The organism is Staphylococcus sp. HMSC06C11 (genome assembly GCF_001808345.1).
Classification (GTDB): Bacteria; Bacillota; Bacilli; order Staphylococcales; family Staphylococcaceae; genus Staphylococcus; species Staphylococcus capitis.
Map to the genome: position 1 here is coordinate 138,872 of NZ_KV793047.1, position 15,140 is coordinate 154,011.

The window sequence follows — 15,140 nt, forward strand, 5'->3', positions numbered from 1 at the left end:
ATGTTGATGGTGATAAAAATGATAGAAATAGGTCTTACTGGTTGGGGAGACCATGATACATTATATGAGGATTTAGACCGCAAAAGTGACAAGTTAAAGACTTACGCTAGTCATTTTCCTATAGTGGAATTAGATGCCTCATATTATGCAATTCAACCAGAACGAAACATAATGAAATGGATAAATGAAACGCCTAAACGTTTTCAATTTATTGTAAAAATACATCAAGCATTAACCCTTCATGCAGATTATAAAGAATATGCGGAAACACGTAGTGAATTATTTGAACAATTTAAAGAGATGCTTGAGCCTCTTAAAGAGCATAATAAACTTGCGATGGTCCTAGTTCAATTTCCACCATGGTTTGATTGCAACGCTCAAAATATTAACTACATTTTATATGTAAGAAAGCAATTAGAGGAAGTTCCTATGTGCGTGGAGTTCCGACACCAATCTTGGTTCGATGATCGTTTTAAAGAGCAAACTTTATCATTTTTAACAGATCATCAAATTATACATTCTGTTGTTGATGAACCTCAAGTAAAAGAAGGTAGTATTCCTCTCGTTAACAGAATTACAAACCAAGTAGCTTTTGTACGTTATCATGGCCGTAATCGTCATGGATGGACGAAAAAAGATATGACAGATCAAGAATGGCGAGATGTTAGATATTTGTATGATTATAATGAAGAAGAACTTGAAGATTTAGCACAAAAGGTTAAAATCTTAAATCAAAAAGCTAAAAAAGTTTATGTAATTTTTAATAATAATTCTGGTGGACATGCAGCTCAAAATGCTAAAACATATCAAGGTATACTAGGCATTGATTATGAAGGTTTAGCTCCACAACAATTAAAATTATTTTAAGAGGCGAATATCATGTTATTAACTATTATTTTACTTGTTTTAATAGGTGGACTCTCAGCAATCTTAGGGTCAATTGTAGGTATAGGAGGCGGCATAATTATTGTGCCGACGCTTGTATATTTAGGAGTAAATCATCATATACTTCATGGCATCACACCACAGATTGCTATTGGTACATCTTCAGTTATCCTTATCGTTACAGGATTATCATCTTCATTAGGATATTTAAAAACGAAACAAGTTGATATAAAAAACGGTTCTATTTTTCTTTTTGGCTTATTACCAGGATCACTCATAGGTTCATTTTTAAGTCAATTTTTAACTTTAGATTCATTTAATTTATACTTTGGTATTTTTATGATTTGTGTAGCAATATTGCTTATGGTGCGTCATAAAATTAAACCTTTCAAAATATTTGATAAACCACAATATGAACGTACATATGTTGATGCAGAGGGTAAAACCTATCATTACAGTGTGCCACCATTCTTTGCATTTGTCGCAACTTTATTTATAGGTATACTTACCGGTTTATTTGGTATAGGTGGAGGAGCTCTAATGACTCCATTAATGCTCATTGTATTTAGATTTCCACCACATGTTGCTGTAGGAACAAGTATGATGATGATTTTCTTTTCAAGTGTAATGAGTTCTATTGGACACATTGTACAAGGTCATGTTGCTTGGGGTTATTCAGTGGCATTGATTATTTCTAGTATTATTGGAGCGCAAATTGGAGTTAAAGTGAATCGTTCACTTAAATCAGATACTGTAGTCATGCTACTAAGAACAGTCATGTTATTATTAGGCGCATATTTAATAATTAAATCTCTCTTGTAATACTCTAAGCACTTCTACTTTTAGATAGAGATGTTAAATGCTAAAGTAACTAATAAGTATAATTGATTGATTAATTTGAGAGGGGGACGTGTCATGGAATTAACAATTTATCATACAAACGATATTCACAGTCACTTAAACGAATATGCCCGTATTCAATCTTATATGGCTAGCCATCGACCACAACTTCAACATCCCTCCCTTTATTTAGATATTGGTGATCATGTCGATTTATCAGCCCCTGTCACAGAAGCAACGATTGGTAAAAAGAATATTGAATTACTTAATCAAGCACATTGTGATATTGCGACGATTGGTAATAACGAAGGTATGACGATTTCTCATGAAGCACTACAAAATTTATACACTGACGCGAATTTTAAAGTCATATGTGCAAATGTGTTTGATGAGAAAGGATATTTACCTAATCATATAACGTCTTCATATGTTAAAGAAATTGAAGGTAGTCGTATATTATTTGTGGCTGCAACAGCACCATTCACTCCTTTTTACAGAGCACTGGATTGGGTTGTGACTGATCCATTAGCGGCAATTAAAGATGAAATTGAAGCTCATAAGGGTCAATTTGATATTTTAATTGTTATGAGCCATGTGGGTGTTTTCTTTGATGAGAAATTATGCCAAGAAATTCCTGAAATTGATGTCATTTTCGGGAGTCATACACACCATTACTTTGAAAATGGTGAATTTAACAATGGCGTACTTATGGCCGCAGCTGGGAAATATGGTCATTTCTTAGGAGAAGTCAACCTAACCATCGAACATGGTAAAGTCTCTGATAAAAAAGCGAAATTACATCCTCTTGATGCGTTACCACAAGTTGAAACGCACTTTGAAGAAGAAGGTAAAGCTTTATTAAGTGAGCCTGTCATTGACCATCATGTTAAATTACTGAAAAAAACGGATGTCATTACCGAAACTTCTTACTTATTAGTAGAGAGTGTTTATGAATTTACGCATGCAGATTGTGCATTAGTGAATGCTGGGTTAATTGTGAATAGTATAGAGGCTGATAAAGTCACGGAATATGATATTCATCGTATGTTACCGCATCCGATTAACTTAGTGAGGGTTCGTTTAACCGGTGACGAATTAATTAAAGTCATTCAAAAGAGCCAAAAACAGGAATACATGCATGAACATGCTCAAGGCTTAGGTTTTAGAGGTGACATTTTCGGTGGTTATATTCTTTATAATCTAGGATTCATAGAATCTGAAAATAGATACTTCATAAATGGTGAAGAAATTCAAACAGATCATCAATACACGTTAGGTACTGTCGATATGTATACATTTGGTAGATATTTCCCAATTTTAAAAGGCTTGCCAACAGATTATATCATGCCAGAATTTTTAAGAGACATTTTCAAGGAAAAGTTGCTTAGATTTTAAATTTAACGTATATTAGATTTTAATTTATTGTTAATTTCGTTATAATAAACGAAGAGATATTAAACAGGAGGGTATGCGTTGTTATGGCGACTAAAAATGAAGAAATTTTGCGTAAACCAGATTGGTTGAAGATTAAGCTTAACACGAACGAAAACTATACTGGTCTCAAAAAGATGATGCGTGAGAAAAATTTACACACAGTTTGTGAAGAAGCAAAGTGTCCAAACATACACGAATGTTGGGGAGCTAGACGTACAGCTACGTTTATGATTCTAGGGGCTGTTTGCACAAGAGCTTGTCGATTCTGTGCGGTTAAAACTGGTTTGCCGAACGAGTTAGATTTAAATGAACCAGAACGTGTCGCTGAATCAGTAGAGTTAATGAACTTAAAACATGTGGTTATTACTGCAGTTGCTCGTGACGATTTAAGAGATCAAGGCTCAAATGTCTATGCTGAAACAGTGCGTAAAGTTAGAGAAAGAAACCCATTTACAACGATTGAGATTTTACCATCGGATATGGGTGGAGATTATGAAGCACTTGAAACTTTAATGGCTTCAAGACCAGACATTTTAAATCATAATATTGAAACAGTTCGTCGCTTAACGCCTAGAGTACGTGCTCGTGCTACGTACGATCGTACGTTAGAATTTCTACGTCGTTCTAAAGAACTACAACCTGATATTCCAACGAAATCTAGTCTTATGGTCGGCTTAGGGGAAACAATGGAAGAAATTTATGAAACAATGGATGATTTACGTGCAAATGATGTAGACATCCTTACAATAGGACAATACTTACAACCTTCTCGTAAACATCTTAAAGTTGAGAAATATTATACACCATTAGAATTTGGTAAAATGAGAAAAGTTGCTATGGATAAAGGCTTCAAACATTGCCAAGCAGGTCCACTTGTACGTAGTTCATATCACGCAGATGAACAAGTTAACGAAGCAGCTAAAGAAAGACAACGCCAAGGTGAAGAACAATTAAGTAAATAAGATGTAATATATATTCTGAAACTTAGGTTGGTTCGTCATCAACCTAAGTTTTTATATTAATTAGATTAGGTGAAACGATGATTAAAGTAGAAGAACAATACTTTGAATTAATTGAAGAATATAGAGATTGTTTCAATGAGGAAACATTTGCAGCGAGATACTCAGATATTTTAAATAAGTATGATTATGTAGTTGGTGATTTTGGTTATGATCAATTACGTTTAAAAGGTTTTTATAAAGATAGCAATAAGAAAGCTGAGATAAGTAAACGGTTTTCAAGTATTCAAGATTACATACTAGAATACTGTAATTTTGGTTGCCCATATTTTGTAGTACGACATATACCCGAAAATGAACTAGTAGACGAAGTAGAGGATGAAGCGGATCTTATAGATAAACTTCATGATGTTAAAATACAACCTACCATTCAAGATACTGAGAAGACACATGATACTGAAGATAGATAAAGGCCCATTAAGTCGAGCACTATATCTCGATTTAATGGGCCTTTATGATGTATAAGTAGATATATATCATTTTTGCTCATTGTTGTAGTGGTATGATTACGTTCTTGTTAACAGATATATTTAATGAATCACTTCGTTCAAGTATTCAATAATTTCATCGCCTTCTTCTTCTGTGACACCAAGTATATGTGCAATATAGCCTTCTTCTTCAATATCATCTGTTCCTATAATTCCGAATTTATTTGTTTGCATATTTAATACGAGTGTTTTCCCATAGTGTCTGTCAGTTTGAACGAGCATTAAATCATAACGACTGTGTTCTCCAACAAACCCTACGAACTGAACTTGGCTTTGTTCTTCGTCATCATATAAGTACATATCAATCATGCGTTATGCGCTCCTTTATTTTCCAAAAAGTGTTACGTCTAAGTATAACGACAAATGAAGACGACTGCAAAATTATGATATGATATGCATGATAGATGTATGAAGAGGTGACGAACGAATGTATTTCGTAGATAAAGAAAAATTGACGCAGAAATTGACCTATTTACAAGGTTTGACAGAGGATTATGATAAAAATAAAGAAAATCATTATGCGTATGAACGTATTGCTCAAATGTTAATCGAATCATCAGTAGATATTGGAAATATGATTATAGATGGGTTTATTTTAAGAGATCCAGGTAACTATAAAGACGTGATTGATATTCTAGAATTAGAAAATGTAATTTCTAAGGAAACTCAAACCCATATTAATGACACTGTAGATGTCAGAAAACAATTTGCACACAATTATACAGAATTAAATGTAAAAGAAATCATGCCTTTATTTGATAAATCATTGCCATATTATAAGAAATTTATCAAAGAGGTTGCACAATTTCTTGAAAGTGAGAACGTTCCAATTACTGCATTTGGAAAAGGGGAGAACCAATAGTGAAGAATTATAAAGCCTATTTAATCGATTTAGATGGTACGATGTACAAAGGTACAGATGAAATCGATGGAGCGGCACAATTTATAGATTATTTGAATCGCAATGAAATACCACATTTATATGTTACAAACAACTCAACGAAGACGCCGGACCAAGTTGTTGACAAACTTCGTGAAATGAAAATTGATGCGAAACCTGAGGAAATTGTGACTTCAGCACTTGCTACTGCTGACTTTATTTCAGAAGAACACCCAAATGCATCAGTTTACATGCTTGGTGGTAATGGCTTGAAAACAGCTTTAACTGAAGCAGGATTAACTGTAAAAGCTAATGAACATGTAGATTATGTGGTGATTGGTTTAGATGAAGAAGTTACATATGAGAAACTTGCAGTAGCCACATTAGGAGTTAGGAATGGTGCTAAATTCCTCTCTACTAATCCTGACGTCTCCATTCCTAAGGAAAGAGGGTTCTTACCTGGAAATGGCGCTATTACAAGTGTTGTTAGTGTTTCTACTGGGGTACAACCACAATTTATTGGTAAACCTGAAACGATAATTATGGATAAAGCTCTAGAAATACTAGGTTTAAATAAAGAGGATGTAGCCATGGTAGGAGACTTGTATGATACAGATATTATGTCAGGTATTAATGTAGGCATTGATACGATTCACGTTCAAACAGGCGTAACTACTTACGAAGAAATTCAAACTAAAGAAGTACCACCCACACATTCTTTCGCAGATTTAAATGTTGCTATCACTGAACTTGAAAAGTAACCCATAGTACTGTGTAATAATTTTCTAAGGTAAGCATTAAATAATAGATGTATAAATAAACTGGGGTGAGTGGATGAACAAAATACTAATTACTCGAAAGATTCCTCAAAAATTTATTGAACAATTAGAACAAATCGGCGATGTCGTCATGTGGGATAAAGAATTAACACCAATGCCTAGAGAAACATTTTTAAGTGAAGTTAAAGACGCTACTGCCTGTTTTATTACTTTAAGTGAAAGCGTAGACGAAGAAGTATTGACAGAAGCGTCTGACCTTAAAATTATTGCAAATATGGCTGTAGGTTATGACAACATAGATGTCGTCAGAGCGAATGATCATGACATTACTGTAACTAACACACCTGATGTATTAACTGAAACGACTGCTGAATTAGGTTTTACACTTATGTTAACAGTTGCTAGACGCATTATTGAAGCGGAAAGATATGTGCAAGAGGGTCAATGGCAAAGCTGGGGGCCTTATTTACTTTCCGGAAAAGATGTTCACGGTTCGACAGTAGGTATATATGGTATGGGCGGTATTGGTAGAGCGTTTGCACGTCGTTTAAAAGGTTTTAATACTCGTATTTTATATCACAACCGTACTCAGAATCCAGAAGCTGAAAAAGAGTTAGATGCGACGTACGTTTCGTTTGAAACTTTATTAAAAGAAAGTGACTTTGTCATTTGTACAGCACCGTTAACACCACAAACTGAGAATCAATTTGATTCAAAAGCATTCAATTTGATGAAGAATGATGCCATTTTCATTAATATCGGACGAGGTGCCATTGTTGATGAAACTGCATTGGTTGAAGCGCTACGAAATCATACTATTTTAGGTTGTGGACTTGATGTATTGCGTCAAGAACCTATTGATGTGAATCATCCTCTATTGAAACTTGATAACGCGGTGATTGTACCTCATATTGGAAGCGCATCACGTCTCACAAGAGATCGAATGGTACAACTTTGTGTTAATAATATTTTAGCTGTTTTAAATCATCAACTACCTATCACTCCGGTAAAAGTTAATAACTAAAAAGGTTTTTTAAACTCACGCAATCTAGGGATAATTATCCTTTTGAGGTTGCGTGAGTTTTTAGTGATTTAATCTAACAATTTTGTTAGTCGGTATGTAATTGTTTATTAGATGTTTTAGTCTTAAAATAATGATGTTCTAATAAAAAGAGGAACTTAAGTCTTTCCCAATGCGTGACGAAAAAATGTTTTACAAAGTCTTGATATCAAAGTGAAACATGCAATAATTATAAAAAATAGAATTGAATTATAATTCAATTGTGACTATAATGAATTGTAAAACAAAAATATAGAAGTAGCATTGTATTTTTATGTTAACGATTCGAGAAAGCTTTAAATTTTGACGAATATATTTTTATATGTAAGATGATTGTTTATATACATATCAAACAATCTAAGTTTAAGAGGTGCTATATGAAAACTAAAAGTAAAGAACCTAATAAGTATTATGAAAAAATGAAGCCTTACTTACTTACATTATTATATTTAGCTATATTTATAGCTTTATACTTAATATATGGTAGTGGCGATACACATAATAACTTCATTTATAATGAATTTTAATGAGGGAGAGTAATGATGGCAGAAATTATTAATACGTTAAATCATTTCGCTAAAGAACAGCCAGATAAGATAGCTGTTAGACATATAGAAGATGTCTTGACTTATAAAGAATTAGATGAAGCTTCAAGTAAGTTAGCACATCAATTACAAGATGGTAAAAAACCAATGGTATTATATGGACACATGTCTCCGTATATGATTGTCGGGATGTTAGGAGCAATTAAAGCGGGTTGTGGTTATGTACCTATCGATACATCAGTACCAGAAGAACGTGTAAAAATGATTATCGAAAAAGTTCAACCAGAATTTATTTTTAACACTTCAGATGAAACTTTAGAGCAATCTATCGGAAAAGAAATTTCTATTAAAGATATTCAAGACTCACAAGATCCTGTTATTTTTGATAGTCAAATGAAATATAACGATGTTGTGTATACTATCTTTACATCTGGTTCGACAGGAGAACCTAAAGGGGTTCAAATTGAATATGCAAGTCTCGTTGAATTTGCCGAGTGGATGGTATCACTGAATGGAGCTGGACAAGGTCAAGAATGGCTAAACCAAGCACCATTCTCATTTGATTTATCGGTCATGGCGATATATCCATGCTTAACGTCCGGTGGTACTCTTAATTTAGTGGATAAAGATATGATTAAAAAACCTAAACTGTTAAATGAGATGTTAATGAACACACCAATTAATGTTTGGGTATCTACTCCTTCATTTATCGAAATGTGTTTATTATTACCAAATCTTAATGAGAAGCAATATAATAGTTTAAATCATTTCTTCTTCTGTGGGGAAATTCTACCTCATAGAACAGCTAAAGCTTTAGTAAGTAGATATCCTAGTGCCACAATTTACAACACGTATGGACCTACAGAAGCTACAGTGGCTGTAACAAGTATTCAAATCACTCAAGAGGTATTAGAGCAATATAATCCTCTACCAGTAGGCGTATCACGACCAGGTACAACACTATCAACTACTGATGAAGGTGAGCTTGTTATTGAAGGACAAAGTGTGAGTTTAGGTTATCTTAAGAATGAGGAGAAGACTACAGCGGTTTTCAACTTTGAAGATGGTACTAGAACTTATCACACTGGAGATAAGGCTAAAGAAGAAGATGGATTATGGTTTATTCAAGGACGTATCGATTTCCAAATAAAGTTAAACGGTTATCGAATGGAATTAGAAGAAATTGAAACGCAATTACGTCAATCACAATATGTAAGAGAAGCAATTGTCGTACCAGTTTATAAAAATGGTAAAGTTGTACATCTTATCGGTGCTGTTGTACCTTATGATAGAGTTGAAGACAACTTAGAAATTACAACGAATATCAAACATGAACTTAAATCACGCTTACCAGAGTATATGATTCCGAGAAAGTTCGAATGGATGGAAAAATTACCACTTACTTCAAATGGTAAATTAGATCGTAAGAAGATTGCAGAGGTAGTTAACGGATGATTCCATATGGAACGTTTACCTTCTTCTTAATTGCTTTTATTGTGCTTATACCAGTTATAATACTCGGATTTTTAGGTAAGCGTAGTTATATTTATAACGGTATAAGTACCGCCATTATGATTGTACTTATCTTTTCTTCAGATAAACACAATCTTCTTGGTCAAAAGTATTTAAGTGTGCAATTGTTAAGTTTTATTATTTATGTAATTTGGCAAGTCGCATTAATCATGTTCTATTATAAGTCTCGTCAAAAGAATAATACATTTGCTAAATTTACTACTGTCATGGTGTTATCTATCCTACCATTAGCGATTGTGAAGATTCTTCAAAGTTCATGGTTAGGCGGACATCAGATTCATTTTCATGAAAGTAAATTAATCGAATTTGTCGGATTCTTAGGTATATCCTACGTAACATTTAAAAGTGTTCAACTTATTATGGAAATTAGAGATGGTTCAATTAAAGAGATCAAAGTTTGGAAGTTAATTCAATTTATTTCATTCTTCCCAACAATTTCTTCTGGACCAATTGATCGTTATAAACGTTTTGTTAAAGACGATAAGAAGGTGCCTACAGGTGGAGAGTATAGAGAGCTTGTTCTTAAAGCCATCCACATGATTATGTTAGGGTTCTTGTATAAATATATTATTGCGTACTTTATTCAAGTGTATGCAGTTAACCCATTACAAATGAACTTACACGGTTTAACACATATGTGGCTTTATATGTATGCATACAGCTTATACTTATTCTTTGACTTTGCAGGATATAGCTTGTTTGCGATTGCAGTAAGTTATTTATATGGAATTAAAACACCACCGAACTTTAATCAACCATTTAAAGCTAAAAATATTAAAGATTTCTGGAACAGATGGCATATGACTTTATCGTTCTGGTTTAGAGATTGCATTTACATGAGATCATTATTCTATATGTCTCGTAAGAAGTTATTAAAAAGTCAATTTGCAATGTCTAATATGGCATTCTTCTTAAACTTCTTTATTATGGGCATATGGCATGGTCTTGAAGTATATTACATTGTTTATGGTTTATACCATGCGGCATTGTTTATAGGGTATGGTTATTATGAACGCTGGCGTAAAAAACATCCACCACGTTGGCAAAATGGATTTACTACAGCATTGAGTATTATCATTACTTTCCATTTTGTAACATTTGGATTCTTAATTTTCTCAGGTAAATTTATTTAATAAAGGAGTAATTAATTATGGAATTTAGAGATCAAGTTTTAGACTTATTAGCAGAAGTAGCTGAAAATGATATTGTAAAAGAAAACCCAGATGTAGAAATTTTTGAAGAAGGTATTATTGATTCTTTCCAAACTGTAGGTTTACTTTTAGAAATTCAAAATAAATTAGATATTGAAGTATCTATTATGGATTTTGATAGAGATGAGTGGGCAACTCCTAATAAAATTGTAGAAGCATTAGAAGAGTTACGATGAAATTTAAACCTTTCTTACCTATCTTAATTAGTGGTGTGATATTCGTTATCTTCGTCCTATTGCCAGCAAGCTGGTTTACAGGCTTAGTAACGGATAAAACGCTAGCTGATAATAGAATTTCTTTAACAGATCAAGTATTAAAAGGCACGCTCATTCAAAATAAACTATTTGAGTCAGATAAGTATTATCCAATATATGGTTCAAGTGAACTTGGTAAAGATGATCCTTTTAATCCAGGTATTGCATTGAATAAACACAATTCAAGCAAACAAACGTTTTTACTCGGGACTGGAGGATCAACGGATTTGATTAATGCTGTTGAATTGGCATCACAATACGATAATCTCAAAAGGAAGAAATTAACATTTATTATTTCTCCTCAATGGTTTACCAATCACGGTTTAACAAATCAAAACTTTGATGCTCGTATGTCACAGACTCAAATCAACCAGATGTTCAATCAAAAAAATATGCCTGCTGACTTAAAGAAACGTTATGCTCAACGATTATTACAATTCCCGCATGCTCACAATAAATCATATTTAAGAGAGCAAGCGAAACATCCAGGGGAAGTTTCAGGTAACTATATTTCTGCATTTAAAGAAAACCAACTTATAAAAATTGAAGCAATTAAATCTCTATTCTCATTTAAAAAGCCTCCATTAGCACATGTTAAACCTGCTACTGAAGAAGATGCATCTTGGAATGAGATGAAAGATAAGGCTATAGATATTGGGAAGGCTAATACTAAAACTAACAAATTTGATATTAGAGACCCATACTGGAAGTTAATTAAAGAGAATAAACGTAAAATAAAACGTGATTATGAATTTAATATTGATTCTCCAGAATTCCAAGACTTACAATTATTAGTGCAAACTCTGCATGAAGCAGGTGCAGATGTACAGTACGTAAGTATTCCATCAAATGGTAGATGGTATGATCATATCGGTATAGATAAAGATAGACGTGAGTCTATTTATAAAAAAATCCATTCTACTGTAGTAGATAATGGTGGTAAAATTTATGATATGACAAATAAAGATTATGAGAAATATGTAATTAGTGATGCTGTTCATATTGGATGGAAAGGTTGGGTGTATGTAGACCAACAAATTGCTAAACATATGGATGGTAAAGATCCTAAAAATCATAAAGTTGATTACTCCAAGAATCAGCCACCAAAAAAAGACCACAAAGCCCATGACCATCACGAAAAGAAGCATCATGATGAATAATTTATAATAATCAAGCCAGAGACTACAAATAAGTAGTTTCTGGCTTTTTAAATATAAACGTTGTCAAATTTTTAAAAGTAAATCAAAACTATATGTTAATGAAGAGTATAAAATATAAAAGAAGCAGTAAGATAATTTCTAATAAAAATTATCTTACTGCTGTTAATTTGAGAATAACATCCCAGACTCAATCTATACTCATATATTCGATTAGAATACTTGTTCTACCTCGATAACACCAGGAACTTCTTCATGTAGTGCACGTTCAATTCCGGCCTTTAAAGTGATTGTAGAACTTGGGCATGTACCACAAGCACCGTGTAATTGTAATTTAACAATACCATCTTCGACATCAACAAGTGTACAGTCACCGCCGTCGCGTAGTAAAAATGGACGTAAGCGTTCAATGACTTCAGCTACTTGATCGAACATCGTTGCGTTCTCAGTAGGCATGTGACATGTCTCCTTTCAAGTCATTTATTTCATAATCATTATTAATTCATTATAATAGATTCAGTAGTAAAAATCTATAAAACAAGATGGGGGATTTTTAATGACTAAAATAAGTGTTGTGATTTATGGAGCTGATGTAATTTGTGCAAGTTGTGTTAACGCACCAACATCGAAAGATACATATGAATGGCTTCAACCTTTGCTAAAACGGAAGTTTCCAGAGCATCATTTTGAATTTACATATATTGATATTAATCGAGATACAGAGAATTTAACAGATCATGACGAACAGTTTATTGAAAGAATTCAAGAAGATGAATTGTTTTATCCATTAGTGACGATGAACGACGAGTATGTTGCTGACGGTTACATTCAAATGAAACCAGTTGTACGCTTTATAGAAACGCATTTTGAAGCGTAGTTTAATACAGAAATAAAGGCAAGTTCTTAAATGAGTAGAACTTGCCTTTAATAAATGATTTAACCATTATGATATTTATAAAGCCAAAGCACACCAGATTTTAAAATTGAAGCTAAACGACCAGTGACTGTACGATCCATTATATATGCGAAACCTTGTTTATCTCCAAGAGAACCTAAGAAGCCTTGGATTTTAATTTCAGGCATCTTATCTGGTAGTGATTCATTATTCCATTGCTTTTTGAGTACATCGGCAATTTGATCACCTTGTAGCTCGGCTAATTGTGCACTAGGTGCATGAGGAAGATCAGCACAATCTCCTACTACATACACATTTTTATAAGTTGGAACTTGATGATATTGATTAAGAATGACACGACCTGTATTGCTTAAATCGATTGGTAAGTTACGTACAACTTCAACAGGTTGTATTCCTGCTGTCCAAACTACTAAATCAATATCTTCAGGTTGACCGTTATTATATATCTTACCGGGTTCAACACGATCAATAACTGAATTTGGTACTACAGTAACGTCGTGTTTAGAAAACCACTTTGATATGTATTTACTTAGCTTTTCAGGGAAATTTCTTAAAATACGAGGGCCTCTATCGTATAGAAGAATCTCTAAATCTGAACGACTTTCACGTAATTCACTTGCTAATTCGATACCACTGAGTCCAGCTCCTACAATTCCTACACGCGCACCGGTAGGTAATTCACTGATACTATGAAAGGTTTCACGTGATTTAGATAATGTTTGAATGCTATGTGTATATTCTTCAGCGCCAGGAACATTATGGTATATATCTTCACAACCAAGCCCTATAATGAGTTCGTCGTAGTCGATTTTTGAATTGCCTACAGAAATGATTTGTTCCTCTAGATCAATATCATTGATTTCACCATATACTGTATTAATTTGTTTATTATCTGGAAATTGCATACGTACGTCTTTGTCTGATTTTGTACCTGCTGCTAGTGCATAGAATTCAGGTTTTAATCCGTGGAAAGGCATTCGATCGACTAACGTCACTTGATACCCCTCGGGAATTGAATTTGGTAAGATACGTGACATAATTCGCATATTACCATAACCCCCGCCTAGTAAAACTAAGTTTTTCATTTTTTATACCCCTTTATTCAATTTGTTTAATTTTTGAAAAATTATTGAGACCCTTTGAGACTATCTTTTAAAATGTGCCCGTTTACACTATAGATAGTTAACGATTTACTTTCTAAACCCCTGAATTGAAAGTAAATATGTATATGTCATCATTATATCTGTTTTTCAAAATGACTACAAACAAATGTAGAATACAATTTAATTTTTAGAAATAAGGGTATACCATACATGATGGAAATCATCAAGCTGACCGATAGGCATATGATTAGTAACTTTGTTATAATGTTAAGACTAATAAAATAGTAAGAAGGTGTCTTATGTTTCCGTTAGTAGAATTTTGTGTGTCGAACATGGCAAAGGGCGGAGATATCGTCTATGAAAAATTGGAAAATGATCCGGACGTAGATGTATTAGAATACGGATGCTTGCAAAATTGTGGCATGTGCTCTAGTGGGTTGTATGTACTTGTCGATGGTGATATTGTTGAAGGTGATTCGCCAGACGATTTATTAAACAATATTTATAAACACATTGAAGAAAACGATATTACAAATATGTTTTAATATATAACATAAATTAGCAATAAAATGATGTAGAAATTATAAAATTTCTTTGAGAAATTGGGAGGTAAATTGTATGCCAACAGTAATCTTAACTGAAGCAGCTGCATATGAAGTAAAAGATATGTTAGAAAGTAATGATATGGCAGATGGCTATTTAAAAATTAAAGTGAATGGTGGCGGTTGTACAGGGCTCACATATGGAATGTCTGCCGAAGAAGCCCCTGGTGAGAACGATGAAGTATTAGAATATTTTGGACTTAAAGTACTTGTTGATAAATATGATGCACCAGTTTTAAATGGTACAACAATTGATTTCAAACAATCACTTATGGGCGGTGGCTTCCAAATAGATAACCCAAATGCAATAGCATCCTGTGGTTGTGGAAGCTCATTCAAAACGGCTAAAGTATCAGGTAACCCTGAACAATGCTAAATAAGTCAAACCAAAGAACAGTATTAAATGATGTTAAAAGATTTTAGGCAATCCTGGA

General features: G+C 33.3%; 19 protein-coding genes. 16 read left to right on the plus strand and 3 right to left on the minus strand.

Annotation, left to right across the window (positions count from 1 at the left end; genetic code table 11):
• Positions 1-18: 18 nt before the first annotated feature.
• The 5 genes from HMPREF3154_RS09100 (at position 19) to HMPREF3154_RS09120 (ending at position 4,588) form a co-directional block, all read left to right on the plus strand.
• On the plus strand, positions 19-867 hold the full coding sequence (locus tag HMPREF3154_RS09100; protein WP_002433507.1) for a DUF72 domain-containing protein: 849 nt from the start codon (positions 19-21) through the stop codon (positions 865-867).
• 12 nt (positions 868-879) lie between these two features.
• Positions 880-1,707 carry a sulfite exporter TauE/SafE family protein gene (locus HMPREF3154_RS09105; protein WP_002433256.1) on the plus strand — a complete coding sequence of 276 codons (828 nt, stop codon included), beginning with the start codon at positions 880-882 and terminating at the stop codon, positions 1,705-1,707.
• A 93-nt stretch (positions 1,708-1,800) separates the two neighbouring features.
• Positions 1,801-3,120 (plus strand): bifunctional metallophosphatase/5'-nucleotidase, encoded by a 1,320-nt coding sequence (locus HMPREF3154_RS09110; protein ID WP_023350623.1) that lies wholly within the window; start codon positions 1,801-1,803, stop codon positions 3,118-3,120.
• Positions 3,121-3,203: 83 nt separating this feature from the next.
• On the plus strand, positions 3,204-4,121 hold the full coding sequence (lipA, locus tag HMPREF3154_RS09115; protein WP_002433269.1) for a lipoyl synthase: 918 nt from the start codon (positions 3,204-3,206) through the stop codon (positions 4,119-4,121).
• Positions 4,122-4,198: 77 nt separating this feature from the next.
• Complete coding sequence (locus HMPREF3154_RS09120) at positions 4,199-4,588, plus strand: YutD family protein (RefSeq protein WP_023350622.1); 390 nt, start codon at positions 4,199-4,201, stop codon at positions 4,586-4,588.
• A 120-nt stretch (positions 4,589-4,708) separates the two neighbouring features.
• Here the strand turns inward: HMPREF3154_RS09120 and HMPREF3154_RS09125 are convergent, their stop codons facing one another.
• The gene (locus tag HMPREF3154_RS09125; RefSeq protein WP_002433513.1) at positions 4,709-4,975 is read right to left on the minus strand and encodes a DUF3055 domain-containing protein; all 267 of its coding nucleotides are present in this window, start codon (positions 4,973-4,975) and stop codon (positions 4,709-4,711) included.
• A 118-nt stretch (positions 4,976-5,093) separates the two neighbouring features.
• Here HMPREF3154_RS09125 and HMPREF3154_RS09130 point away from each other — a divergent pair, with 118 nt between their 5' ends.
• From HMPREF3154_RS09130 to dltD, 8 genes are all read left to right on the plus strand, one after another.
• Positions 5,094-5,528 (plus strand): DUF86 domain-containing protein, encoded by a 435-nt coding sequence (locus HMPREF3154_RS09130; RefSeq protein ID WP_023350621.1) that lies wholly within the window; start codon positions 5,094-5,096, stop codon positions 5,526-5,528.
• The gene (locus HMPREF3154_RS09135) at positions 5,528-6,307 is read left to right on the plus strand and encodes a TIGR01457 family HAD-type hydrolase (protein WP_002433242.1); all 780 of its coding nucleotides are present in this window, start codon (positions 5,528-5,530) and stop codon (positions 6,305-6,307) included. Before HMPREF3154_RS09130 ends, HMPREF3154_RS09135 begins: the two co-directional genes overlap by 1 nt.
• A gap of 73 nt (positions 6,308-6,380) precedes the next feature.
• Positions 6,381-7,349 (plus strand): 2-hydroxyacid dehydrogenase, encoded by a 969-nt coding sequence (locus tag HMPREF3154_RS09140; protein ID WP_023350620.1) that lies wholly within the window; start codon positions 6,381-6,383, stop codon positions 7,347-7,349.
• A gap of 413 nt (positions 7,350-7,762) precedes the next feature.
• A complete protein-coding gene (locus tag HMPREF3154_RS09145; protein ID WP_002433492.1) occupies positions 7,763-7,912 on the plus strand; it encodes a teichoic acid D-Ala incorporation-associated protein DltX in 150 nt (49 codons plus the stop codon).
• 15 nt (positions 7,913-7,927) lie between these two features.
• On the plus strand, positions 7,928-9,385 hold the full coding sequence (gene dltA, locus HMPREF3154_RS09150) for a D-alanine--poly(phosphoribitol) ligase subunit DltA (protein ID WP_037560609.1): 1,458 nt from the start codon (positions 7,928-7,930) through the stop codon (positions 9,383-9,385).
• The gene (dltB, locus tag HMPREF3154_RS09155; protein ID WP_023350618.1) at positions 9,382-10,596 is read left to right on the plus strand and encodes a D-alanyl-lipoteichoic acid biosynthesis protein DltB; all 1,215 of its coding nucleotides are present in this window, start codon (positions 9,382-9,384) and stop codon (positions 10,594-10,596) included. The genes dltA and dltB overlap by 4 nt, the downstream gene beginning before the upstream one ends.
• 17 nt (positions 10,597-10,613) lie before the next feature.
• Positions 10,614-10,850 (plus strand): D-alanine--poly(phosphoribitol) ligase subunit 2, encoded by a 237-nt coding sequence (dltC, locus tag HMPREF3154_RS09160; protein WP_002433359.1) that lies wholly within the window; start codon positions 10,614-10,616, stop codon positions 10,848-10,850.
• Complete coding sequence (gene dltD, locus HMPREF3154_RS09165) at positions 10,847-12,088, plus strand: D-alanyl-lipoteichoic acid biosynthesis protein DltD (RefSeq protein ID WP_023350617.1); 1,242 nt, start codon at positions 10,847-10,849, stop codon at positions 12,086-12,088. The genes dltC and dltD overlap by 4 nt, the downstream gene beginning before the upstream one ends.
• Before the next feature lie 210 nt (positions 12,089-12,298).
• Here dltD and HMPREF3154_RS09170 read toward each other — a convergent pair whose 3' ends face one another.
• Positions 12,299-12,541, minus strand: a complete 243-nt coding sequence (locus tag HMPREF3154_RS09170; RefSeq protein ID WP_002433501.1) for a NifU family protein — start codon at positions 12,539-12,541, stop codon at positions 12,299-12,301.
• 100 nt (positions 12,542-12,641) lie between these two features.
• Between HMPREF3154_RS09170 and HMPREF3154_RS09175 the strand changes: the two genes are divergently transcribed.
• Positions 12,642-12,962 carry a YuzD family protein gene (locus tag HMPREF3154_RS09175; RefSeq protein ID WP_023350616.1) on the plus strand — a complete coding sequence of 107 codons (321 nt, stop codon included), beginning with the start codon at positions 12,642-12,644 and terminating at the stop codon, positions 12,960-12,962.
• Positions 12,963-13,021: 59 nt separating this feature from the next.
• Here HMPREF3154_RS09175 and HMPREF3154_RS09180 read toward each other — a convergent pair whose 3' ends face one another.
• Positions 13,022-14,086 carry an NAD(P)/FAD-dependent oxidoreductase gene (locus HMPREF3154_RS09180; RefSeq protein ID WP_070474688.1) on the minus strand — a complete coding sequence of 355 codons (1,065 nt, stop codon included), beginning with the start codon at positions 14,084-14,086 and terminating at the stop codon, positions 13,022-13,024.
• A gap of 317 nt (positions 14,087-14,403) precedes the next feature.
• On the opposite strand from HMPREF3154_RS09180, the gene HMPREF3154_RS09185 reads away from it, so the two are divergent.
• Entirely contained in the window at positions 14,404-14,649 is a 246-nt protein-coding gene (locus HMPREF3154_RS09185; RefSeq protein ID WP_002469913.1) for a YuzB family protein, read from the plus strand.
• Positions 14,650-14,722: 73 nt separating this feature from the next.
• Entirely contained in the window at positions 14,723-15,082 is a 360-nt protein-coding gene (locus HMPREF3154_RS09190) for a HesB/IscA family protein (protein WP_002433168.1), read from the plus strand.
• Positions 15,083-15,140: the final 58 nt, after the last annotated feature.